This is a genomic window from Ferrovibrio sp. (assembly GCF_019636075.1).
Lineage (GTDB): Bacteria > Pseudomonadota > Alphaproteobacteria > Ferrovibrionales > Ferrovibrionaceae > Ferrovibrio.
The window spans coordinates 1-23,237 of sequence record NZ_JAHBYG010000056.1; the positions used below are offsets into that span (position 1 = coordinate 1).

Here is a 23,237-nt window from a genome sequence, read left to right on the forward strand (position 1 = left end):
GGCCCGCGGCTGCAAGCGGCGGTTCACCATGCCCAATGGCAAACAGCTGGATGTGAGCATTCCGCCCGGCGTGGCCGATGGCCAGCCGATCCGCCTGAAGGGCCAGGGCGAGGCTGGCCTGCTGGGCGGCGCGGCGGGCGATGCCATCATCGAGGTGAAGGTGGAGCCGCATGATTTCTTCACCCGCCAGGGCGACGACGTGCATGTGGACCTGCCGATCGGTGTGGATGAAGCCGTGCTGGGCGCCAAGATCGCGGTGCCCACGGTGGATGGCATGGTGGCGGTGACGGTGCCCAAGGGCACGTCCTCAGGCACCCAATTGCGCCTGAAAGGCCGCGGCATGCCCAAGGCCGGCGATACCGGCAATCGCGGCGACCAGTATATCCGGCTGAAAATCGTGCTGCCCGAAAAGCCCGATCCGGCGCTGGAAAAGGCCATCGAGGGCTGGTCCAAGACCAACCGGCAGGACGTGCGGGCGCGCTTCAAACTGGATTGAAGCACCTCAAGCCGGAGTCAGATTCGGCCGCCAAGTCTTAACGCTGCCTTAAGATTTTCCCTTTACACATTATTAAAGCACTTTGCCGGAGGGGCAGTGCTGGCTATCGTCTCGCGCGAGACGGGCGATTCGCCCGATTCGCTGGAAACTGGGCGGAAGTATGATGCAACGGCGTTTGTTCATCCGGTATGTACTGGGCAGCCTGGCGGCTGGCCTGTCGCTGGATGCCGCCCTGAATGCCGCTTCGGCCCAGGAAAAGGTTGCGCGCAAGGCGCCGCCGGTGCCGCGCGACAAGCCGGCCCAGCGCCCCACCCCCAAGCCGGTGGCCCCGGCCGTGCTGGTGCTCGATCCTGGCCATGGCGGCCGCGATCCCGGCGCCATCGGCGTATCCGGCACCCATGAGAAGGATATCACGCTGTCGATCTGCCTGCAGATCCGCGACATCCTGAAATCGCGGCGCGACATCAAGGTGGTGCTCACCCGCGACAACGACGAATACCTGACCCTGCCCAGCCGCGTATCCGTGGCACATAAGCATAACGCCGACCTGTTCATCTCGATCCATGCCGATGCGGCACCCAACAGATCGGCGCGCGGGCTTTCCGCCTATAGCCGTTCCGACCGCGCTTCCGACAGTTTCGCCAGCACCCTGGCCGAGCGCGAGAACCGCGTGGATGGCGTGTATGGCCTCGACCTGCGCGGCACCGACAAGGAAACGGCGGCCATCCTGCTCGATCTGGCGCGCCGGCATAACCACAATGCCTCGCTGGGCGCCAAGCGCCGCATCGTGAACGGCATCGGCAATCGCGTGCAATTGCTCGACAACCCGATGCGCTCGGCGAATTTCGCCGTGCTGCGCTCGCCGCGCATTCCCAGCGTGCTGATCGAAACCGGCTTCCTGACCAACCCGCAGGACGAACGCATCCTGCGCGACGCCAAAAGCCGCGCCCTGCTCGCCCGCCACCTGGCCGACCAGATCGCCCCGGTGACGCTGGATCTGCGGGAAGCCTGAGCCGACCGGCGATCTGCGGGAAGCGGAAGCAATTCCCGCCTCGGATCATTGCCCCCGGCACCCCCGGACTGTATTTTCCCGCCCACGTCTCCGTAGCTCAGCTGGATAGAGCGGCTGCGTCCTAAGCAGCGGGTCGGGAGTTCGAATCTCTCCGGGGACGCCAACTTCGCTAAGTAGTTATGGATCAAGGGAAAGTGCCGAGTAGTACAAGGCGCGCGTTGGACTCGGTGTACAACACTGACAAGTCCATAGACGCCATGCTCGACGCGAAGCAGCTGTTCCAACCGCGCGGACCGCATACCGGCTGGACCCTCAGACTGAAAACGCCGCCTACTCTCGTCGGCATCAACAACCCGCACAGCAACGAACCCTTCGGCACCAAGATCAGTATCGGCCTCAAGACGCGCGATGTGCACCAAGCGCAGAAACAACAGGATATGTCGCCCTCGGAACCGATTGTAACCGGTACAGCCCACTAGATGCGCGGCTACGACCTCATTGGCGGAAGGCCCAAGATAGCGGCACACGTCCGATATCACGAACCCATCATCACTTCGTCCGTTAGCAGCATACCTAACCTGCTGCCCGCCGAATGTACCGAACGCCTAATAGTTACTGTCGCCCATGTCTACCTCTACATGATCGCCCCGACCGGTACCATGTCAACGCTTGGAGAGGTCTTTGCTGCAACCAAATGGCGGCGGCCCATGAGATGGCCCGCAATCGAGACAACCCTAAATCGGACATAAGCAATGACGACATGGATAGAGTTGACGGAACTAGTTGTTACAAAAACACTGCCTTTAATCGGTCCTAGCGCCGTTGGTGCAGTTGCCGCACTTGCATCTAACTGGTTTCTCGAAGGGCGAAAACAGAAGCATGAGAGTCGCTCGTTGGCATTTGCTCTGGCCGCAGAAATTGAAGAAGGCATTGCGATGTCTGTCCGGCGTCAATACGAGCAATTTTTCAAAGGAATTCTACCAACATTAAAACAAGGTGTAGATGTCAGAATTTCTGAATTTGTAGGAGCAGAGCCCGACCCGATTTTCTCATCGAATATCGGAAAGATTGGCATACTTGGGCCTGAGCTTGCTGCCGAAGTAGTGCGCTACCACTCTCTTACCGTTGGAATTCGACGCGACATTCAAACGCTTGCCCGGCTTCCCATTCAGACTGACCCACGATTAGCTCAGGTACAGGCAATACACAAAGCCAACCTTATCGAAGAAGATTTACGTTTATGGGAAGAGGTGAAAGACTTGGCCCGCTCCGTCACCCAAACACTACGCAAATGAGAAAGTTGTCTCGAAACAATTTTCTATTGTAACAGCGCCCACCGCGACCAGCAGGCATTCTGCACAATATTTTTGTCTGGTTTACGTGTTTATTCAGATGCCTAGTCAAATGGCCACCACTTTTTCGAGGGGGGCCATTTCGTTTATTCTAACCTAGCAGTAAATTTTCCTCTCCTCGTCAAAAAAGCTCTATTGAGATGAGACTGCACCCCCAAAAGGGAAGCGATAAAACCAACCAATTTATTGAGGTATATTTAGCCAGCCTTTTTTATTGAGTGTGATGTTGATCCCTTTTGATTTTAAATGCTCAATCAAGTTCGGATAACTATTTAGAACTATACCATCCCAATTCCCGTTCCTGCATGTATCGCAGATAAAAACCCCCCATGCCGGCACGTTTCGACCTTCATAGCGGTGCGGCCCCACTTGAACCTCGCTGTTACACAAGAAACATCTGGTCATGTTTTTTCGTTCAACCATCTCGCGCTGCCCATGAATTATAGTTTTATCGAACTATTTGATTTTTCACTTCTCTGTATTAGCGGTTTCAAGAATCGGCCATATCTCCGCCCTCGTTAAAAATCGAATCTATATTCCATATTTGTATATCGATACTCTACTCTGATCCAAAAATAAGTCCCTACAATTTTATACTGGGCAATACATTCAAATGTTACCATGCACATCACATGCCTAATCCTGGAATCCTTGAGAGTAACCGGCGGTACATTGCTGGGTTAGCTGCCTTTGCGCTAGGTATTCTTCCGTCAGGATTGGAAGACTGGGAGAATTCAGTGTCTGAAGCATCGACAGCGGCAACGCCCGCTACGCAAGATCACGCATCGCCAAAGCCCCAATCTCCCCCTCGCCCCTTGGCCGGCCTGCGCGTGCTGGATTTCGGGCATACCGTGATGGGGCCCTGCGCCGGGCTGCTGCTGGCCGATCTGGGCGCCGATGTGATCAAGATCGAACCGCCCGAGGGCTGCCCCACGCGCAAGCTGCCGGGCTTCGCTTCGGGCTTTTTCGCCACCTATGCCCGCAACAAGCGCAGCCTGGCGCTGGATTTGAAGAAACCTGATGCCCGCGCCGTGCTGCATAAGCTGGCCGCCGGCGCCGATGTGGTGCTGGAGAATTACGGCCCCGGCACCATCGAGCGGCTGGGTTGCGGCTGGGAGGATTTGCGCGCCGTCAATCCGCGCCTGATCTATCTGGCGATGAAAGGCTATCTCGCCGGGCCCTATGAGCAGCGCGGCGCCTTGGATGAAGTCGTGCAGATGCAAAGCGGCCTGGCTTACATGACCGGGCCGCCGGGCCAGCCCCTGCGCGCCGGCGCGCCGGTGATCGACATGATGGGCGGCGTGTTCGGCGTGGTGGCCGTGCTGGCCGCCTTGCGCGAGCGCGACCAGACCGGCCAGGGCCAGCGCGTGGCGGCTTCGCTGTATGAAAGCGCGGCGTTTTTGATGGCGCCGTTTGCGGTGGGCTCTGCCATGATCGGCGAACCGATGCCGCCAATGCCGGCGCGCAAGAATGCCTGGGGCATCTACGATGTGTTTACGGCGGCCGATGGCGGCATGGTTTTCCTGGGCGTGACCAGCGATGCCCATTGGCGCCGCTTCTGCGCCGCGTTCGGTTGCAACGATTTGGTGGAGGATGCACGCCTGCAAGGCAATGCGGCGCGGTCGGAGGCCCGCGACTGGATGCTGCCCATCGTGCGCGAGCGCGTGCAGGCCTTGAGCGTGGCGGAGATTTCAGAGCGCGCCGAGGCCGCCAATATTCCCTGGGCCCGCGTGGGCCATCCGGCCGATCTGGCGCATGATCCGCAATTGCTGGCCCATGGTGGGTTGATCGACACCGCCGTGTCGCCGCTGGGCGGCGGCGAGGGTATGCAGGTTGCCGTTCCCGGCCTGCCGCTGGAATTCGGCGATCAGCGTATCCGCACGCGCCTGCAGCGCCAGCCGCCGGCCATCGGCGAGCATAGCGTAGACGTGCTGCGCGAAGCCGGCTTCAGCGCGGCGGATATCGCCGCGCTGCAAGCCAAGGGGATCGTGCTGGCTTAACGGCCCTTCTGACGATTCAGCAAACGCAAGCGCAGGGCGTTCAGCTTGATGAAGCCCTGGGCGTCCTTCTGGTCGTAGACCGAATCCGCCTCGAAGGTGACATGGGAGAGCGAGTAGAGCGACTTCGGCGACTTGCGGCCGACCACGTTGACCGAGCCCTTGTAGAGCTTGAGGCGCACGAAGCCTTCCACATTCTCCTGGCTCTTGTCGATCATCGCCTGCAGCATCTCGCGCTCGGGCGAGAACCAGAAGCCGTTATAGACCAGCTCGGCATAGCGCGGCATCAGCTCGTCTTTCAGATGCATGGCGCCGCGATCCAGCGTCGCCTGCTCGATGCCGCGATGGGCCAGATGCAGGATGGTGCCGCCGGGGGTTTCGTAGATGCCGCGGCTCTTCATGCCGACGAAACGGTTTTCCAAAAGATCGAGCCGGCCGATGCCATGCTTGCCGCCCAGTTCGTTCAACTTGGTGAGCAAGGCGGCCGGCGACAGCGCCACGCCATTGATGGCGATGGGGTCGCCATTCTTGAATTCCACCTCGATATATTCCGGCTTATCGGGCGCCTTCTCGGGATCGACGGTGCGGCTATAGACGAAATCCGGCGCCTCTTCCCAGGGGTCTTCCAGCACTTTGCCTTCCGCCGAGATATGCAGCAGGTTGGCATCCACCGAAAACGGCGCTTCGCCGCGTTTGTCCTTGGCGATGGGAATCTGGTGCTTCTCGGCGAAGTCGATCAGCGCGGTGCGGGAATTCAGATCCCATTCGCGCCAGGGGGCGATCACCTTGATGCCCGGCTCCAGCGCGTAATAACCCAGTTCGAAGCGCACCTGGTCGTTGCCCTTGCCGGTGGCGCCATGCGACACCGCATCGGCGCCCACCTGGCGGGCGATCTCGATCTGGCGCTTGGCGATCAGCGGGCGAGCGATGGAGGTGCCCAGCAGATACAGGCCCTCATACAGCGCATTGGCGCGGAACATCGGGAAGACGTAATCCTTCACGAAGGTCTCGCGCAGATCCTCGATGAAGATTTCCTTCACGCCGAACATTTCGGCCTTGCGGCGCGCCGGCTCCAGCTCTTCGCCCTGGCCGAGATCGGCGGTGAAGGTCACAACTTCACAGCCATAGGTTTCCTGCAGCCATTTCAGGATCACCGAGGTATCCAGGCCGCCGGAATAGGCCAGCACCACTTTCTTCACGCCGCTCTTCGAGGCCATGCCGCGCTCCATAGCAAAGGCTTATTGAAATCGCGCCGGAGTATAGGCAAGCGACTCCCCGGCGCAAGGCCGCTACGCCCGGCGGCGGGAGAACAAATTAGAAATCACCCCGCCCCGCCTGCCCGGGCATCAGAAATCCGGGCATCAGAAACCCGGGCATCAGAAATCCGACGTTATGCCCTTGCGCTCCCAGTCGCCATAGCGGGTCGGCTCCAGCCCCTTGGGGCCGTTCACCTCGCCAGGCGCCTGGGTCTGGGTGATGGCCGGTTTTTCCGGCATGGCGGGCTTAAGCGCGGTTTGCTCGGATTCCGGGGATTTCGGTCGTTCGGCAGACATGGCTTACTCTCTTGCAGCAAATCGGCGGCTCCCTACATATAAGGCACACGCCTGAATACCCCAAGAGGCGGCTTTAGCGAGGGTGACAATGAACTACACCAAGACGGCGATTTTGCTGGCAGCGATGACCGGCCTGTTCGTCGGCGTCGGCTATCTGATCGGCGGCAGCGGCGGCATGATGATCGCGTTTGCGATTGCCTGCGCCATGAACCTGTTTGCCTATTGGAACAGCGACAAGATGGTGTTGCGTATGTATGGCGCGCGGCAGATCGGTCCGCAGGATGCGCCGAATTTCTATGGCCTGGTGCAGGAACTGGCGCAGCGCGCGCAATTGCCGATGCCCAAGGTGTATCTGATCGACGACGCCCAGCCCAATGCGTTTGCCACCGGCCGCAACCCGGAGAATGCCGCCGTGGCCGCCACCACCGGCCTGCTGAGCATGCTGAACCGCGACGAAATCGCCGGCGTGATGGCGCATGAGCTGGCGCATGTGAAAAACCGCGACACGCTGATCATGACCATCACCGCCACTTTGGCCGGCGCGGTGGGCATGCTGGCGAATTTCGCCATGTTCTTCGGCGGCAGCCGCGACGGCGAAAACCGCAATCCGCTGGGCATCGTGGGCAGCATCGCGCTGATGATCCTGGCGCCTTTGGCCGCCAGCCTGGTGCAGATGGCGATCAGCCGCAGCCGCGAATATGCCGCCGACCGCATGGGCGCGGAAATCAGCGGCAACCCGGAAGGCCTGGCCTCGGCGCTGGAACGCATCAGCCAGGGCGCGGCGCATATCCCCAACGAACGCGCCGAAAGCAATCCGGCCACCGCGCATCTGTTCATCATCAACCCGCTTTCGGGCCGTGGCGCCGACAACCTGTTCTCCACCCACCCGAGCACGCAGAACCGCGTGGCCGCCCTGCGCGAGCTGGCACGCGGCATGATGGGCCGCGCCCGCAATTATGCCGCCGCCGCAACCGCCCCGCGCAACAGCTTCGGCGGCGCATCCGGCGACGGCAATCCCGGCAGAAGCTCTGTACCCTCGAGCGGTCGGCGGCGGTAAGGCCCTCTTGACGTCACTGTAATCGTTCGATTACAGTGACGCATGTTCACGATCAAGGCGCTGCCTGAATTCACCGCCTGGCTGGATAGCTTGGCAGATAACCAGGTGCAGGGCGTGATCGTGGCGCGCATCAAGCGGCTGGAGCGTGGCTTGATGGGCGATGTGGAGCCGGTTGGGGAAGGCATCTCCGAACTGCGCATCCATTTCGGTGCCGGCTGGCGAATTTATTTTACCCGGCATGGCAAGCAGTTGATCCTCCTGCTCGCCGGCGGATCCAAACGCACACAGAAGACCGATATCAAGCGCGCCAAGGCATTGGCGGCGTTGTTGGAGTGATACACCATGAGCAAGCGCATCAAGGCAGACAAGCTGCCAGATTTCGATCCGGCAGCCTATCTCGACAACGAGCAAGCGATTGCCGCTTATCTGAGCGATATCCTGGAGGCCAATGATGCCGGCCTGCTGGCCGCCGCCTTGGGTGATATCGCGCGGGCGCGCGGCATGAGCGAGATTGCGAAATCCGCCGGCATCACGCGCGAGGCGCTCTATAAAGCATTGCGCCCGGGCAGCGAGCCGCGCTTCGATACCGTCAACCGTGTCTGCACCGCCTTGGGCGTGAAGCTGGTTGCCCAGCCGATAGAAGCCTGATCGCTCAAACCCTGGCGTCGAAATCCGGCTGGTAGGTGCCGAAGCTCCACAGGAAGCCCTCGCCATCGCGGCAGGTGAAGTCGCGCGAACCATAATCGGTATCGTGCAGCGCCATCACGATGGCGGCGCCGGCCTGCTGCACCTTGGCATACAGCGCATCGATATCTTCGGCCACTACATAGATGCCGCCGCTATCGCTGCTGCCGGCGCCGCGCGGCTGCATGGCCAGCGCGCCGCCATCTCCATCGCCCAGCATCACCATGCCGTTGCCGAAAGCCAGTTCGGCATGGGCGATGCCGCCGTTATTGCCTGGGGCAACCATCACGGTGCGGAAGCCGAAAATCTCGGTGAGGAATTTCACCGCCGCCTTGGCATCGCGATACCGCAGATAGGGATAAACACTGGGGCGCATCGGGCCTCTCCTGCTGATGTTATCGACCCGCGCACCCTGGCAGACCGGCATCCTGGCGTATTGGATAAATGTTACCGCCCGGCATCGCCGATCACGCCGCCATGATCCGGCAATCGGCGGCGCAGGAAATCGCCCGGCGCGCTGCCGGCCAGGGCGCGGAATTCGCGGATCAGATGGGCCTGGTCGTAATAACCCGCCTGCAGCGCCAGATCGCTCCAATCCACGCTATCGGCCGCCGAAATCAGCCCCATGGCATGTTGGAAACGATGGATGCGCGCGATGGTTTTCGGCCCCAGGCCCACTTCATCGGCAAAGCGCGCCGCCAGATGCTTGCGGCTGCAATCCAGCCGCGCGGCTAGATCGGCGATCGGCATGTTGCCCTGGCTATCGGCCAATTGCCGCCAGGCCCAGAGCAAATCGCGCGGCAGGGATTTGGCATCGCGCAGCCGGCGCAGCAGCAGATCGTCGAGCAGCGCAAACCGCGCCGCCCAATCGCGGGTTTCGCGCAGGCGATGCAGCAGCGCGTGGATTTCGGAACCGAGCAGATCCTCCAGCCGCACCACGCGATTGGCCAGGTGATGCAGCGGCAGGCCGAACAACCGCCGCGCACCGAATGGCGTGAGCATCACATGCATGCCGCGCTGGGCGCCATTGGTTTCCGACACGGCATAGGAATCGCTCAAGGCACCGACAAAGCCCTGGCATTCGCCGAAAGCCAGGCTGTCGCCCACTGTATCGGTGATGCGCAGCGGATCGCCGAAATTGAGCAACACCACCACGCTGCCGCCGGGCATTTCGCGCCGGCTGTAAAACGCCGTGCCATGCTCGCGATAGCCGCCATAGCTTTCCACATAGCCGCGCAGGCGCGGATCGGGCGATGCGAACAGCATCGTCCAGGCGCCAAGTTCCGAGCTATGCTCCACCACGCGCATATCGCCCTGCATGGGCCAGTATGGGCATGGAATCCCCGGCTGCTCAAGTCGGGATTGGTGCACTCAATATGGCCAGGCTTCCCGCAGCCTGTGGTGCCTCCAGCCGCACCAGCTTGTCATGCGCGGCCTGCAATGCCCCACGATGGCCGATGCTGATAATGCCGGTCTGCGGCAGATGCTGGCGCAGCGCCTGCAAGGCACGCGACTGGCTGGTTTCATCCAGCGCCGCCGTGGCCTCATCCAGAAACAGCCAGGCCGGTTTACACAGCAGGGCGCGCACCAATTGTACGCGCTGCTGTTCGCCGCCCGAAAGAATCTGCGCCCAATTGGCTTCCTCATCCAGGCGTGGGACCAGGCCATCCAGATCGAGCACATGCAATGCCGCTTTCACATCGGCATCGGCATAGCTGTCTGCCGGCTGCGGATAGGCCAGGGCAGCGCGCAGGCTGCCCAGCGGCAGATAGGGCCGCTGCGGCAGGAACAGGCAATCCTCATCCTTGGGCCGATGCACCTGGCCTTCGCCGAATGGCCAGAGCCCGGCAATGGCGCGCAGCAGCGTGCTTTTGCCGCCACCGGATTTGCCCGTCACCAGCAGGCGCTCGCCGGCTGCCAGATGCAGATCATCCGCCCGCAGCAGCGCACGCCCATCGGGGCGCTGCAAGGCCAGATCGTGCAGCGCCACGCCGCCATCATGGCTGGGCTGTTGCACGATGCGGCTCTGGCTGGCCAAGGCATCGGCGCGATGCAGCCCGGCGCGGAAGCCGGTGAGCCGATCCATCACGGCGCGCCATTCGGCGATATCGGTATAAGCATTGATCAGATAGCTGAGCGCCACCTGCACCTCACCGAAGGCAGACACCGTCTGCATCAGGCCGCCAAGCTGCATGCTGCCGCCAAAGAAGCGCGGCGCGCAGACCACGAAGGGAAAGATCAGCGCCAATTGCCCATAGCCGGCAGTGAACCAGGTGAGCTGTTTCTGCTTCAGCATGATGGCAAGATAATTGCCCACCACCGATGTGAAGCGCCCCAGCAGACCGCTGCGCTCCACAGCCGCGCCATGCTGAAGCGCGATGCCTTCGGCATTCTCGCGCACCCGCACCAGGTGGAAACGGAAATCCGCCTCGAAGCGCTGCTGCACGAAATTCAGATCGATCAGCCGCCGGCCGATCCGGTTGGTCAGCCAGGTGCCGATGATCGCATAGAACAAAGCGGCCCAAACCATATAGCCCGGGATCGATATGTCATGGCCGCCGAGCGTAATGCTGAAATCGCCCGACAATGTCCACAATATGCCGAGGAAGGAAAACAGCGTCACCACCGCATTCATCAGCCCGATGCCGAGGCTGAGGGAATAGGTGGTGAAGAGTTTCAGATCTTCCGCCAGGCGCTGGTCCGGATTGTCGGTGGCGTCGTTTCCAAACACCTGCACGCGATAAAACCGCCGGTCGGCCAGCCATTCGGCCAGCCATTGCTCGGTAAGCCAGGTGCGCCAGCGCAATTGCAGCATCTGCCCGAGATATTGTTTATACACCGCCACCACGATGAAGGCGGCGGCCACCAGGCTGAACATCAGCAGCAGGCGCTTGAAATCGTCGAAATTCTTTTCCTGCAACGCATTGTAAAAATCGTTGTACCAGCTGTTGAACCACACGCTCAGCGCCACCGAGGCGAGGTTCAGCACGATCACCGCAGCCAGCAGGCCGAAGGCTTTGAAGCGGTCGTCGGATTGCGCCCAATAGGGCTTGGTCAGCGCCCAGAATTCTGCGGCGAGGGAACGGAACGTATTCATGGGGAGCCTCTGACGGAACGGCGAGGAGCGCAGTATGGCCGGAATTTCTGGCTTTTCCATGGCCTTGACGGCGGCAGGCGGCAGCGTATGATGCCCGCCGTGTCGGTTCGAAGGCGGTTAACCCCGCCAACGAGGCAAGAGGGAACACGGCAGGCCCGCATGGGCTTATCCGTGGCTGCCCCCGCAACTGTGAGCGCCGAGTTCGTTTCCACCTATGGCCACTGGGAAACCGGGAAGGCCGGAACGGACGCTGAAGCGCGAGCCAGGAGACCTGCCGCCACAGTCACCCAACCGATGGGCGGGGAGCACCATACGGAGCGGCTTTCGCAGCGGTGGCATCGTTGCCTGTGCGCCGGCTGGGGGAAGTTTAGCCAGAAATCCGTCGTCACGGGCTTGTCCCATGGATGCCCAGCCCCGGGAATATCTCGGGCTGCATCCGAACGATGGAGCATGCGATGCGCAATATGCGCCTTGTCTCGGCCCTTCTGGCCAGCACTACCTTGATAACCGGCCTGTCCCTCTCTGCACGCGCGCAGGATGGCGCCACCACGCTTTCGGCCGTCACCGTCACCGCCAGCCGCCTGGGCGGCGGCATCACCGGCGCCTCCACCACGGTGATCGACAGCGAAGAGATTGCCCGCACGCCCGGGGACACATTGCAGGATGTGCTGTCGCGCCAGCCCGGCATCCAGACGCGCAGCCTGTTCGGCGGCGTGGCCGGCACCGGCACCACCATCGACATGCGCGGCTTCGGCGCCTCGGCCGGCGCCAACACCCTGATCCTGCTCAATGGCCGCCGCCTGAACGATATCGACCTGAGCGGCGTGGACCTTGCCGCGATTCCGAAATCCAGCATCCAGCGCATCGAGGTGATCCGCGGCAACGCAGCCGCCGTGCTGTATGGCGATGGCGCCGTGGGCGGCGCGATCAACATCATCACCGCCACGCCCAGCGGCCAGCCGCAATATTCGGTCGATCTCGGCATCGGCACCCTGGGCCAGCGCGAAGCCAATGTCGCCAGCCGGCTCAATGCCGGCGGCTTCGATTTCTCGGGCTATGCCGGGTTCATCAACAGCGACGGCTACCGCGACAACAACAAGCTGCTGGAGCGCAATGCCAGCCTGGAAATCCGCCGCCTGATGGATTTCGGCGAGCTCTACGTCACTGCCGGCGTGGATGAACAGCAGCTTGGCGCACCCGGCGCCCGGCGCGTAACCCTGACATCGGATCTGATGGCCAGCGACCGCAAAGGCGCCACCACGCCATTCGATTTCAGCAACCGCAGCGGCCAGAACATGGCACTGGGCGGCACCTATGAAATCAACGACGCCCTCGAATTGACCATCGATGCCGGCGCGCGCCGCAAGGAACAGCATGCCAATTTCCGCGATAGCGGCGGCTTCCACAGCTATGTGGATACCGAACTGACCACGCTGTCTTTCACCCCGCGCCTGAACTGGCAGGCCCGGCCTTTCGATCTGCCGCTGAACAGCATTCTCGGCTTCGATTATTATCAATCCTCATACAGCTCCTACCGCCAACGCGAAGCCGGCGACACGCCGATCCATCGCTACACGGCGGCGCAGGACAGCGCAGCGCTGTATGGCCAGAGCACGCTGAACGTGACCAAGGACACCGCGCTATCCGGCGGCCTGCGCTATCAGCGCAGCGAAACCACGGCGCGCGATGCCTTCAACACCAATGCGCCGGGCGGCGGTTTCGGTTCACAGGTGCGGCCGCTCGACGATGTGGATCCCAATTGGGCCGCGCATCTGGGCGCCGAGCATCACTTCATGCCGGAGCTTGGCGTGTTCGCCCGCATGGGCCGCAGTTTCCGCCTGGCCACGCTGGATGAACGCATCGGCGGTCCGACCGCGAATTTCCGCCTCAAGACCCAGACTTCGATGGATTACGAAGCCGGGTTCGAGGGCCGCATCGGCCCGGCGGATTACCGCATCAGCGCCTATTACATGGAGCTGGAGAACGAAATCCACTACAGCCCGGCCACCTTCAACAACATCAATCTGGATCCCACGCGGCGGCGCGGCATCGAGAGCAGCGGCAGCTACCGCGTGATGGACGGCGTGAAACTGCGCGGCGCGCTGGCTTACACGGAATCGGAATTCCGCGAAGGCCGCTATGCCGGCAACCGGGTGCCGCTGGTTTCGAATTGGACTGGCTCACTCGGCTTGTCTTGGGATATCCTGCCGAAATATCTTCTGCTGGATATCGACACTCGCTTTGTTGGCAACCGCCGCATGGATAACGACCAGAGCAACTTCCAGCCCACGATCCCCGCCTATGCCCTGGTGGACCTGCGGCTCAGCGGCAAGCTGGATGTGTTCGACAACAGCGCTCGCTGGTCGTTCCTGGTGCAAAATCTGCTGGACCGCGACTATTACAACTACTCGGTCGCCAGCAGCAGCACATTCGGCACCTACAATGCCTATCCCCTGCCCGGGCGCACCGCGATGGCGCGCATAGGCATGGATTTCTGAAACCACCAACCGGAGGTCTGATATGCCTGCCCTCACGCAGATCCGCGCATCCTACGGCCCAGCCATCCTGCTAGCCGCCGCGGCCACCCTGTTCAGCCTGGCCTTTGCCTGTGCCGCGCCCTTTGCCGCCCTTGCGGCATTGGCCGCACGGTATCAGGCGCCGCGCGAGGCGATGCTGAGCATCGGTCTGGCCTGGATCGCCAACCAGGCCATCGGCTATGGCCTGCTGGGCTATCCGCAGGATGCCAACAGCTATGCCTGGGGCCTGGCCATCGGTATCTCCGCATTGGCAGGCGGCAGTGCCGCCATCCTGGTGAATGCGCGGCTGCAACATTGGTCGGCCCTGCCGGCCGGTTTTGCCGCCGCCTTCATCGGTTATCAGGCGGCGCTCTGGCTCACCGGCCGGATGCTCGCCGATAGCGATGGCGCCTTCAGCCTGGATATCCTGGCCGAAGTGCTGCGCGCCAACCTGATCGGCTTCGCCGTGCTGCTGGCGGGCTGGCAGTTGCTGCGCCTGTTCGGCCGCAGCGAGGCGCAGCAGCGAGCCGCGTGAACTGGCCGCCGGAGCGGATCGTCTGCCTCACCGAGGAGACGACCGAAACGCTCTACCGCCTCGGGCAACAGCATCGTATCGTCGGCATTTCCGGCTATACGGTGCGGCCGCCCGAGGCGCGGCGCGACAAGCCGCGCATCTCCGCCTTCACCTCCGCCGATACGGCGAAGATCCTGGCCCTACAGCCCGATCTGGTGCTGGCCTTCTCGGATATGCAGGCCGATATCCTGGCCGATCTGGCCCGCCATGGGCTGAATATCCATCTGTTCAATCAGCGCGACATTGCCGGCATCCTGGCGATGATCCGCCTGCTGGGCGCCATCACCGGCGTGCCCGAACGCGGCGAGGCGCTGGCCCGCGAAATGGCGGCCGGCCTGGCGCCGGTGCAGTCCGCGCAACGCCCGAAAGTCTATTTCGAGGAATGGGACGAGCCGATGATCAGCGCCATCGGCTGGGTATCCGAACTCATCCATATCGCCGGCGGCGAGGATGTGTTTGCCGATCGTGCGCAAGGCAAGGCCGCGCGCGAGCGTTTCGTCACGCCGGACGAAGTGATTGCCCGCGCGCCGGATATCGTGATCGCATCCTGGTGCGGCAAGAAATTCCAGCCCGCGCGCTTTGCCGCAAGGCCGGGCTTCGATAACCTGCCGGCGGTGCGCAACAAACGGCTGCATGAAGTGAAATCCCCGCTGATCCTGCAGCCAGGCCCGGCTTCGCTCACCGATGGGCTAGCGGCGCTGAAACGGATTATCAGCGCAGGCTGCTGATCGTCTTCTGCAACACGCGTTTGTATTCCAGAAAATCCACGAAGATGCCGTGTTCGCCGGCATCGGCGGGGCGCGGCGCCGCGCAATAGGCGGCAACGCGCTGCTGGAATGCCGCGCGTTTCTCGGGCATGGCCTTGATATAGGCGGTAATCGCTTCGGCCTGCAGATCGCGTCCGGGCCAACCGATGCCGGCGCCTTCCAGCAGCCCGGCCACGAACAGGTTGTGATGCCGGGGCGGAAAGATGTTGAGATAAAGCTGCGGCGCCGGATCGCGCCAGTTCAATTCGGCGGTATCGATGAAGGGAAACACCGTGCGATAGCCGGTGGCCAACAGCACGATATCCACTGCATCGCGGCGGCCATCCTTGAACACCACATGATCGCCATCCAGCCGCTCGATCGGCGCCCGCACATCCACATCGCCCTGGCCCAGATGCTGCAACACCAGGGAATTCACGATCGGCGTGCGGTCGTATAGCCGGTGTTTCGGCTTGGGCAGGCCGAACCGTTCGGGCGGCCCCACCAGGATGCGCAAGGCCGCTTCATGCAGGCGCGAACGCAGCCAGCGCGGCAGCACGAAGCGGCGATTGTGATTGCCGGCATCGGCAGGCTTGCCCGCCACGAATTTCGGCGTGAAATGATTGCCGCCGCGCAGGCTCCACAACACGCGGCTGGCGCGATGCACCGCATCCACCACGATATCGCAGCCGGTATTGCCCGCACCCACGATCAACACCCGCTTGCCGGCGAAAATATCCGGGTTCTTGTAGGCCTTGGAATGCAACAATGTGCCGTTGAAGCTGCCCGGCAGAGCCGGCATGCTGGGCTGGCTGAGATGGCCATTGGCGATCACCACGCCCACATACACGCCGCTGCGGCCATCATCGAAACTGGCATGCCAGCCATCGCCCTCGGGCACCAGCCTGGTAAGCGTGGTGTTGAAGCGGATGCCGGGATAGAGATCGAAATGCCTGGCGAAATCGCGCATGTATTGCCCGATCTGGGCATGATGCGGATAGGCCGGCCAATCGGCAGGCATCGGAAAACCGGTGAAGGCCGTGGTGCCTTTGGATGAAATCAGATGGGTGGAATCATACACCGCGCTGTTGGCCGCATTATGCAGCCATTGCCCGCCCACATCGGCATGGCTTTCCACTGCCTGCCAGGCCAGGCCGGCCTGCTTGAAGGCCCGCATCGCGGCCAATCCTGCCGGGCCGGCACCCACGATAAGCCAGGTCATTGCACGGCTCCCTGCCAATAGCGATCGAAGGCGGCGGCCGAATCATGCTGCGGGCGATAGCCGAATGCGGCCTTCAGGCGGCTATTATCCAGCACCGGGCGGAATTGCAGGAACCGCACCTGCCCCGGCCCCAGCCTGGTGAGGCCGAGCTTATTGGCGACCCAAAGTGCCGCCTTCATCAAGGCCGGCGGTATCGGCAGATAAGGCTTGCCGATGCGGCGCGCGATCTGGCGCAACGACAGCGTGCCATCGCCGGCCAGATTGTAGATGCCCGGCGGGCCGCTGCCATCGGCGGCGCGGGCCAATGCCGCCACCACATCGGCTTCCGATACGAAGCTGAACGGCGTGGCGCTGCCGGCCAGGCCGGTAATCATCGGGCGTTTGAAAATCGCGGTGATCTGATTGTCCACTCCCGGCCCCAGCACGGTGCAGGGGCGAAACACCACCTGCTGCAATTGCGGATGCACGCTGCGCCAATGCGCCAGCATTTCCTCCACCCGGCGTTTGTTGTCGGCATAGGGAAAATCCGCATTGCCGCGCAGGGCATGGCTTTCGTTCAGCGGCTGCGGATTATCGGCATGATAGCCATAGGCCGCGCCGCTGGAGGTAAGCACCAGGCGCTTCACCCCGGCCGCCAGGCAGGCTTGCAGCACATTCTCGGTGCCGCCCACATCGATGGCGCGATCGAGATCGGCATCGCCGCCCGCCGCCACCACGGAAGCCAGATGCACCACGGCATCGGGCTGCCATTGCACCATCGCCGCACGCAGGCCCAGGCCATCGCGGATATCCAGTTGCCGGAACTGCACCGCGACCGGCAACGTCACCGGCCGCCAATCCACGGCATAAAGCGGCCCCAGGCCGGCCGCCTGCAAATGCCGCAGCAAAGCCGCGCCGATGAACCCGCCACCGCCGGTGACCAGAATGCCGCTCATGATGCCGCTGCTTTCCTGTCCCGCCAGCGCCAGATGGTGGCAAGCGTCCAGCCCGATACGATATGCCAGATGCCCCAGCCGGCTGCGATCAGCGCAGCCCCGCCCAGCGCATCGAACTGGTTGAGAATCAGCGCCAGCCCAAGGCCGGAATTCTGCATGCCCACTTCGATGGTGATGGCGCGGGTATCGGGCGCATCGAGCCGGAACAGCCGGCTGATGCCATAGCCGAGGCCCAGTGCCAGCGCATTATGCAGGATCACCAGCGGCATGATATCGCTGAGGAAGCCGACGAAATATTTGCCATTGGCAATCGCCGCCGCCGCGATGAAGGCGACCAGGAACAGGAAGGAAGCCGGCTGGAAGAAACGCCGCAGCCGTTCGGCGGCACGCGGCAGGTAATGCGCCAGCAGCATGCCCAGCGCCATCGGCACCGCCAGCAGCATGAACGTGGACAGCAGGAAGGAAACCGGCTCGATCTGCACATCGCGCAACAGCTTGGCAGTGCCCGGATTGAGCGAAGCCCAGAACAGGATGTTGAGCGGCGTGGTGATCACCGCCGCAACGCTGGACAACCCGGTGACGCAAACCGACAGCGCCGTGTTGCCGCGCGCCAGATGGGTGATCAGGTTGGATAGATTGCCGCCCGGGCAGGCCGCCACGATGATCATGCCCAGTGCAACCGATGGCGCCGGCTGCAGCAACATGGTGAGCGCCCAGCTTGTCGCCGGCAGCACCAGCACCTGGCCAAGCATGCCCACCAGAGGCGCCATGGGTTTTTTCAGCACGGCGCGGAAATCGGCCAGGCGCAAATCCAGCGCCACGCCGAACATGATCAGGGCCAATACCACGCCGAGCGCCAATTGCCCGTCGGCATCGATATTCAGCACCACCTCGTCGATGGCCATGCGCCGCTCCCTCCCGCCGATCTTATCCGGCAAGCATCCCATTTTTGCCAAAGGAAGGAAAGGCTACGCCGGCTTGCCCGGCTGCCCTAGCGATAGCAGCGGTATATTTATTTGCGACAGCCTGAAGGCGGCATCAGGAGCTGGGCTTTGCCGTTACGGAAACCGGCGGCACCTTGAGCAAAGCTTCCACGCAATCGGCATCGCCCACCGGGCTGCCGCGCCGGCGCGGCAGCGACTGGCCGTGATGCACACGCAGCACCGATCCATCCGCGCCGTTTTCCGGATAGAGCACGAAGATCAGCACGCAGCCGCCGCTCTGGCCAACCGATTGCGCGGTGTATTGCCAGACCTCGCTGGGCGGCTCGCGGCGCAGCAGCCCGGGTTCGCCGAACAGCACGCGCATTTCGGCTGCGGTTTTGCCTACCGCATCGCGGCTTTCGGCGCGGCGCGGCGGTTCGCCGGGCACGGGGGCCGGCAGAGTCAGGGCAATGGGTGGCGGAACAACGACAGCCGGCGCGGCTGCCTGTTCAGCAGCCGGAGCTGCTGGCTGGCGCGGCGCGGCGCAGGCTGCCAGCAGCAGGCAGCACAAAAGCAGCGGAGCATTCAGAAACAGACGCCGCCGGCCGAATCCATTCAGCCAGCGGCGCGCCGTGTAACGCGTCATATTTAAGAATTATTCGGCAGCGTGCGACGTGGCAAGCCGGGTGGCGGCGGAAGTCTGCACCGTGCCGGTGATTTCGCCGCCGCATTCCACTTCGATCTGGCCATAGGCGATCTCGCCCATCACCTTGCCGGTGCCGCGGATCAGCAGGCGGCCGCGCACGGTGAGCTTGCCTTCGAAGCGGCCGCGGATTTCGGCATCGTCGATCTCGGCCGAGCCCTTGAACTGGCCGGTCTCGGCAATCTCGATGAAACGGCTGTCGGTGAGCGTGGCTTCCACCTTGCCTTCCACCACAACCTTGTCGCAAGCGGTGATCTGGCCGTTCAGGCTGATTTCGCGGCCGATGATCAGCACCTTCGGCTCGGGCGCATCGTTGCTGCGCGGGGCAGCCGGAGCGGCAGCCGGGGCGGCAGCGGCGGGAGCGGCAGGCGCCACCGGCTTGGGGCCGAGATCCATCGCCGGACGCTTGGCGATTTCGGGGCGGTAAACGGGGGTGGCGGGGGTGTCGCTCATGGTCTGTCCTCGGCTGCTGCTTACATTGCTGCTGATAGCGGAAATTTCTGCGCCCTGATTCCCTGGGCCCTGATTCCCTGGGCCCTGATTGGCCGGCTGCGGCGCGGCGCCTGCGGCGGATTCGGTTGCCGGCATATTGCCATTAGCCTGGGGCATGCCGGATATACCGGGCTTGCCAAAGCGGGCCAGATGGCCGGGCATCGGCGGAACATCTTCATCCTCGACCTTCGCGGCGCTTTGTGCAACAGGCAAGATCGGTTTTGCCTCGGCAACCGGCGCAATGGCCTGAGGTGCCGCTGGCAGGATCGCGGCGGAATCGGTGCTGGACTTCTTACGACCAAACAACATGCGCTATCCCCTCATCCTCTCTTCATACGAGAGGGCGGCAAACCGGGAGTCACGATGCCGGATTTCGCCCTTGCAGGCGCTTGAACACATGCACCATGAACGCAGTTGCCACCATCGGCACAACCAGATTTACCAGGGGAATGGTTAACAGAAGAACAATAACCGCGCCGCCAAGCCACAAATCGCCGCGATGCTGGCGCCGTAAACGGTCGATTTCCGGGCGCGGCACATAACGCGCGGCCACGGTTTCAAAATATTCGCGGCTCAGCAGATAGCCGTTCACCGCGAAGAAAACCGCGAATTTCAGCGGCGGGAAGAACAGCAGCAGCAAATACAACGGCGCCAGCAGCAGGTTGATGCCCAGCAACACCAGCAGAAAGCGCAGCGACATCAGCAGCGACGGCATCAGGTTCAGCGGCTTGCCGGGCGCATCCTTGGGATAATGCCGCTGCTCCACCGCTTCGGCCACATCGTCCAGGAACAGGCCGATCACCGCGCTCAGAATCAGCGGAAACAGCAGCAGCTTGATCACGAACAAGCCGATGCCGGATACCACGCCGATCAGGCTGTCGAGCCAGCCCTGGCCGGTGGAGGGAATTTCGCTGATGCCGAAGCCGAGCAAAAACGCCAGCAGCACGATCACAACCAGCGTGACGCCCAAACTGCGCAGCAGCACGCCGCGAAAGGCCGGGTCTGGCAATTGCCGCACCGCCAGCCGGAGAGAGGAAAAGATCATGCCGTGCCTTTGAACGTCAGGAAGGCTGTTTGGGATTCACCGGCAAGAGATGGGTAAGCCCAAGCTCGCTTTCAAGCAGCGCGGCAATCGCCAGCAACTCCGCCTCGCCACGCGGCCGCGCCACGATCTGCAACCCTACCGGCAATCCGGCCCGGGTGAATCCAACGGGAAGCGAAATCGCCGGCGTGCCGGTCAGCGTGATGGCGAAGGTGAGAATCAACCAGCTGATATAGGTATCGAACTTGCGCCCCTGGATTTCCTCCAGATAGCGCAGGCGGTGATCGAAGGGCGCCGCCGGTGTGCAGGGCAGCGCCAGAAAATCATGGCGTTCGAAAAACGCCGACACACGATTATAGATCTGCCCTTGCAAACGCCGCGCTTCGGCGATTTCCGGGCCGCTATGCTTCAGGCCCTTTTCGGCATTCCAGATCACTTCCGGCTTCACCAGATGCTGCTTGCCCTGGATGCGCGGCCAAACCGAGGCGGCGAAATTGATGGCGCGCAATACCTGGAAGCAGTCTTCCGCACCGCTGAAATCCGGCGCCGTATCTTCCACCTGCGCGCCCAGTTTTTCCAGCCGCCGCATCGCGGCTTCGCAGATCGCGGCCACTTCATCATCCACCGGGCAAAGCCCGAGATCGCGGCTATAGCCGATGCGGCAACCGCCGTTACGCCCCGGAGCGAACCGGCTGGGCAATCTTCCCATTGCAAGCTGCCGCGCCACCACGCTTTGATAGCTTTCATCTGGGGCAGGCAGACTGAGCGGATCGCGCGGATCCAGGCCGGTTTGCGCATCCAGCATCAGCGCCACATCCGCCACGTCGCGCCCCATCGGGCCCTGCACGCTGAGCGTATCGAAGGGCAGCGCGCGCGGCCCGAACGCCACCCGGCCCGGCGAGGGGCGCAGGCCTACCACCCCGCTGAATCCGGCCGGAATACGCAAGCTGCCGCCGAGATCCGACCCATCGGCCAGCCAGACTTCGCCGGTGGCCACCGCCACTGCCGAGCCGCCCGACGAACCGCCGGGCGTGAGCGCGGTATTCCAGGGATTGGTGGTGGTGCCGAACAGATCGGAGAAGGTCTGCGCGCCAGCGCCGAATTCCGGCGTGGCCGACTTGGCAACAATGGCAGCGCCGCGCGCTTCCAGCCGCTCGACCGAATAATCCGAACGCTGCGAGACATGATCGGCAAACGCCTTGCTGGCCCAGGTGCAGCGCACGCCGGCCACTTCATGCAAATCCTTGATCGCCACCGGCAGGCCGTAGAGATGGCCGGGCGGCGGATCCTCGGGCCAGGGCAAACGATCCACAAAAGCCCGGGCGCGGTCGAAACAGCGGGTGGGCAGAGCGTTCACTGCCGGTTCCACCTCGTTGACCCGAGCCTCGGCGGCATCGATCAGCTCATGCGGGGATATTTCGCGCGATTTCAACCGCGCCACAGCCTCGCGTGCCGAAAGCCGGATCAATTCATGCATTCTCGATCTCCCTATCAGGCGTATTTACCGGCCCGCAGAATTGCCTTCCGGGCAGCGCCGGGGTATGGGAATGGTAACGTTAACGCGCGCGCCCGGATAGATTTTCATGACCCGACATAAAACCGACGTGCTGGCCATCGGCAACGCCATCGTGGATGTATTGTCCCAGGTGCCCGATAGCTTCCTGCATGATCGCGGCCTTTCCAAGGGCCACATGACCCTGATCGATGCCGGCCAGGCCGAAAGCCTGTTTTCGGCCATGGGCAACACCAAGCAGATGTCTGGCGGTTCGGCGGCCAACACCGCCGCCGGCCTGGCCGATCTGGGCAGCCGGGTACGCTTCATCGGCCGCGTGCGCAACGACACCCTGGGCGACGCCTTCACCCGCGATATCCGCGATCTGGGCGTGGCCTTCGATACCCCGGCGGCCAGCAGCGGCCCCTCCACGGCGCGCTGCCTGATCATGGTGACGCCGGATGCCCAGCGCACCATGCATACCTATCTCGGTGCCTGCGTGGACATGACGCCCGACGACGTGGATGGCAATGCCGTGTCGGATGCCAAGGTGACGTATCTGGAAGGCTATCTGTGGGACCAGCCGCGCGCCAAGGAAGGCATGCGCAAGGCCATGCGGCTCTGCCACGAAACCGGCGGCAAGGTGGCGATGACGCTGTCGGATGCTTTCTGCGTGGAACGTCACCGCGAGGAATTCCTGCATCTGGTGGAACACCATATCGATATCCTGTTCGCCAATGAGAGCGAGATCGTGGCGCTGTATCAGGCCAAGGATTTCGATAGCGCGCTGCAGCAGCTGCGGGGCAAGGTGGAAGTGGCCGCCCTCACCCGTTCGGAAAAAGGCTCGGTGATCCTGACCGAAACCCAAGTGCATATCATCGACGCCGTGCCGGGCGTGAGCGTGGTAGACACCACCGGCGCCGGCGATCTTTATGCCGCCGGCTTCCTGCACGGCTTCTGCGCCGGGTTTCCGCTGGATGCCTGCGGGCGGCTTGGCAGCCTGTGTTCCGCCGAAGTGATCAGCCATGTGGGTGCGCGGCCGCTCACCTCGCTCAAACCCTTTGCCCAGCAGGCGCTCAAGCCATGATCCTGCCATGATCGGCGGCTAAACCGCCGCCGGCCTGAAAACCTGATGTGAGTCTCCATGGACCGTATTCGTATTCGCGGCGGCAAGCCGCTGCAGGGCAGTATCCCGATCGGCGGCGCCAAGAATGCCGCACTGCCGTTGATGGCGGCAGCGCTGCTCAGCACCGACACGCTCACGCTTTCCAACGTGCCGCATCTGGCCGATATCGCCACCATGGCGCATCTGCTGCAGCAGCATGGCGTGGATGTGATGATGGA

The 23,237-nt window shown here is 62.7% G+C and carries 24 protein-coding genes, 1 tRNA gene, 1 pseudogene and 1 riboswitch; of the genes and pseudogenes, 14 read left to right on the forward strand and 12 right to left on the reverse strand.

Features of this window, described 5'->3' with window-relative positions:
• The 6 genes from KF827_RS17720 to KF827_RS17745 all read left to right on the forward strand — a co-directional run.
• Nucleotides 1-496, forward strand: a 496-nt coding sequence (locus KF827_RS17720) for a J domain-containing protein (RefSeq protein WP_291008270.1), incomplete at its 5' end; no start/stop codon positions are given.
• 160 nt (nucleotides 497-656) lie between these two features.
• Entirely contained in the window at nucleotides 657-1,508 is an 852-nt protein-coding gene (locus KF827_RS17725; protein ID WP_291008273.1) for an N-acetylmuramoyl-L-alanine amidase, read from the forward strand.
• Nucleotides 1,509-1,594: 86 nt separating this feature from the next.
• Nucleotides 1,595-1,671, forward strand: a tRNA-Arg gene (locus KF827_RS17730).
• Nucleotides 1,672-1,765: 94 nt separating this feature from the next.
• On the forward strand, nucleotides 1,766-1,987 hold the full coding sequence (locus KF827_RS17735; RefSeq protein WP_291008275.1) for a hypothetical protein: 222 nt from the start codon (nucleotides 1,766-1,768) through the stop codon (nucleotides 1,985-1,987).
• Nucleotides 1,988-2,260: 273 nt separating this feature from the next.
• On the forward strand, nucleotides 2,261-2,803 hold the full coding sequence (locus KF827_RS17740; protein ID WP_291008278.1) for a hypothetical protein: 543 nt from the start codon (nucleotides 2,261-2,263) through the stop codon (nucleotides 2,801-2,803).
• A 794-nt stretch (nucleotides 2,804-3,597) separates the two neighbouring features.
• Nucleotides 3,598-4,860: a CaiB/BaiF CoA-transferase family protein gene (locus KF827_RS17745; RefSeq protein WP_291008280.1), complete on the forward strand. Its 1,263-nt coding sequence runs from the start codon at nucleotides 3,598-3,600 to the stop codon at nucleotides 4,858-4,860.
• Here KF827_RS17745 and KF827_RS17750 read toward each other — a convergent pair.
• Nucleotides 4,857-6,074 carry an argininosuccinate synthase gene (locus KF827_RS17750; protein ID WP_291008283.1) on the reverse strand — a complete coding sequence of 406 codons (1,218 nt, stop codon included), beginning with the start codon at nucleotides 6,072-6,074 and terminating at the stop codon, nucleotides 4,857-4,859. The two genes, KF827_RS17745 and KF827_RS17750, sit on opposite strands and share 4 nt — an antisense overlap.
• Nucleotides 6,075-6,233: 159 nt before the next feature.
• Nucleotides 6,234-6,410, reverse strand: a complete 177-nt coding sequence (locus KF827_RS17755; protein WP_291008286.1) for a DUF1674 domain-containing protein — start codon at nucleotides 6,408-6,410, stop codon at nucleotides 6,234-6,236.
• Nucleotides 6,411-6,498: 88 nt separating this feature from the next.
• Here KF827_RS17755 and htpX point away from each other — a divergent pair, with 88 nt between their 5' ends.
• The 3 genes from htpX to KF827_RS17770 are packed head-to-tail and all read left to right on the forward strand — an operon-like array spanning nucleotide 6,499 to nucleotide 8,115.
• Nucleotides 6,499-7,467: a zinc metalloprotease HtpX gene (gene htpX, locus KF827_RS17760; RefSeq protein WP_291008289.1), complete on the forward strand. Its 969-nt coding sequence runs from the start codon at nucleotides 6,499-6,501 to the stop codon at nucleotides 7,465-7,467.
• 42 nt (nucleotides 7,468-7,509) lie between these two features.
• Nucleotides 7,510-7,803 carry a type II toxin-antitoxin system RelE/ParE family toxin gene (locus KF827_RS17765; RefSeq protein WP_291008292.1) on the forward strand — a complete coding sequence of 98 codons (294 nt, stop codon included), beginning with the start codon at nucleotides 7,510-7,512 and terminating at the stop codon, nucleotides 7,801-7,803.
• 6 nt (nucleotides 7,804-7,809) lie between these two features.
• Entirely contained in the window at nucleotides 7,810-8,115 is a 306-nt protein-coding gene (locus tag KF827_RS17770) for an addiction module antidote protein (RefSeq protein ID WP_291008295.1), read from the forward strand.
• Nucleotides 8,116-8,119: 4 nt separating this feature from the next.
• Here KF827_RS17770 and KF827_RS17775 read toward each other — a convergent pair whose 3' ends face one another.
• The 3 genes from KF827_RS17775 to KF827_RS17785 all read right to left on the reverse strand — a co-directional run bounded on the left by KF827_RS17775 (nucleotide 8,120) and on the right by KF827_RS17785 (nucleotide 11,248).
• Complete coding sequence (locus tag KF827_RS17775) at nucleotides 8,120-8,527, reverse strand: VOC family protein (RefSeq protein WP_291008298.1); 408 nt, start codon at nucleotides 8,525-8,527, stop codon at nucleotides 8,120-8,122.
• 71 nt (nucleotides 8,528-8,598) lie between these two features.
• Nucleotides 8,599-9,471 (reverse strand): helix-turn-helix domain-containing protein, encoded by an 873-nt coding sequence (locus KF827_RS17780; protein WP_291008301.1) that lies wholly within the window; start codon nucleotides 9,469-9,471, stop codon nucleotides 8,599-8,601.
• 31 nt (nucleotides 9,472-9,502) lie between these two features.
• A complete protein-coding gene (locus KF827_RS17785; protein ID WP_291008305.1) occupies nucleotides 9,503-11,248 on the reverse strand; it encodes an ABC transporter ATP-binding protein/permease in 1,746 nt (581 codons plus the stop codon).
• Between the two features lie 86 nt (nucleotides 11,249-11,334).
• Nucleotides 11,335-11,542: riboswitch (cobalamin riboswitch) on the forward strand.
• A 161-nt stretch (nucleotides 11,543-11,703) separates the two neighbouring features.
• Here KF827_RS17785 and KF827_RS17790 point away from each other — a divergent pair.
• Genes KF827_RS17790 through KF827_RS17800 form a run of 3 tightly spaced genes read left to right on the forward strand, consistent with a single transcriptional unit; the run spans nucleotide 11,704 to nucleotide 15,066 of the window.
• Nucleotides 11,704-13,746, forward strand: coding sequence for a TonB-dependent receptor (locus tag KF827_RS17790; protein ID WP_291008308.1), 2,043 nt, complete (start codon nucleotides 11,704-11,706; stop codon nucleotides 13,744-13,746).
• A 22-nt stretch (nucleotides 13,747-13,768) separates the two neighbouring features.
• Nucleotides 13,769-14,299: a hypothetical protein gene (locus tag KF827_RS17795; RefSeq protein WP_291008311.1), complete on the forward strand. Its 531-nt coding sequence runs from the start codon at nucleotides 13,769-13,771 to the stop codon at nucleotides 14,297-14,299.
• Nucleotides 14,296-15,066 carry a cobalamin-binding protein gene (locus KF827_RS17800; protein WP_291008316.1) on the forward strand — a complete coding sequence of 257 codons (771 nt, stop codon included), beginning with the start codon at nucleotides 14,296-14,298 and terminating at the stop codon, nucleotides 15,064-15,066. The genes KF827_RS17795 and KF827_RS17800 overlap by 4 nt, the downstream gene beginning before the upstream one ends.
• Here KF827_RS17800 and KF827_RS17805 read toward each other — a convergent pair.
• From KF827_RS17805 to KF827_RS17835, 7 genes are all read right to left on the reverse strand, one after another.
• On the reverse strand, nucleotides 15,050-16,306 hold the full coding sequence (locus KF827_RS17805) for an NAD(P)-binding domain-containing protein (protein WP_291008319.1): 1,257 nt from the start codon (nucleotides 16,304-16,306) through the stop codon (nucleotides 15,050-15,052). The genes KF827_RS17800 and KF827_RS17805 overlap by 17 nt on opposite strands.
• Nucleotides 16,303-17,241 carry an NAD-dependent epimerase/dehydratase family protein gene (locus tag KF827_RS17810; RefSeq protein ID WP_291008322.1) on the reverse strand — a complete coding sequence of 313 codons (939 nt, stop codon included), beginning with the start codon at nucleotides 17,239-17,241 and terminating at the stop codon, nucleotides 16,303-16,305. Before KF827_RS17810 ends, KF827_RS17805 begins: the two co-directional genes overlap by 4 nt.
• Complete coding sequence (locus KF827_RS17815; RefSeq protein ID WP_291008325.1) at nucleotides 17,238-18,146, reverse strand: bile acid:sodium symporter family protein; 909 nt, start codon at nucleotides 18,144-18,146, stop codon at nucleotides 17,238-17,240. Before KF827_RS17815 ends, KF827_RS17810 begins: the two co-directional genes overlap by 4 nt.
• A gap of 133 nt (nucleotides 18,147-18,279) precedes the next feature.
• Nucleotides 18,280-18,810 (reverse strand): hypothetical protein, encoded by a 531-nt coding sequence (locus tag KF827_RS17820; RefSeq protein ID WP_291008328.1) that lies wholly within the window; start codon nucleotides 18,808-18,810, stop codon nucleotides 18,280-18,282.
• 9 nt (nucleotides 18,811-18,819) lie between these two features.
• The gene (locus tag KF827_RS17825) at nucleotides 18,820-19,320 is read right to left on the reverse strand and encodes a polymer-forming cytoskeletal protein (protein WP_291008331.1); all 501 of its coding nucleotides are present in this window, start codon (nucleotides 19,318-19,320) and stop codon (nucleotides 18,820-18,822) included.
• Nucleotides 19,321-19,717: 397 nt separating this feature from the next.
• Nucleotides 19,718-20,404, reverse strand: coding sequence for an EI24 domain-containing protein (locus KF827_RS17830; RefSeq protein WP_291008334.1), 687 nt, complete (start codon nucleotides 20,402-20,404; stop codon nucleotides 19,718-19,720).
• 16 nt (nucleotides 20,405-20,420) lie between these two features.
• The gene (locus KF827_RS17835) at nucleotides 20,421-21,878 is read right to left on the reverse strand and encodes an amidase (RefSeq protein WP_291008337.1); all 1,458 of its coding nucleotides are present in this window, start codon (nucleotides 21,876-21,878) and stop codon (nucleotides 20,421-20,423) included.
• Nucleotides 21,879-21,984: 106 nt separating this feature from the next.
• Between KF827_RS17835 and KF827_RS17840 the strand changes: the two genes are divergently transcribed.
• The gene (locus tag KF827_RS17840) at nucleotides 21,985-22,980 is read left to right on the forward strand and encodes an adenosine kinase (RefSeq protein ID WP_291008340.1); all 996 of its coding nucleotides are present in this window, start codon (nucleotides 21,985-21,987) and stop codon (nucleotides 22,978-22,980) included.
• A 57-nt stretch (nucleotides 22,981-23,037) separates the two neighbouring features.
• Nucleotides 23,038-23,237: pseudogene (locus tag KF827_RS17845) on the forward strand (UDP-N-acetylglucosamine 1-carboxyvinyltransferase); the annotation flags it as partial.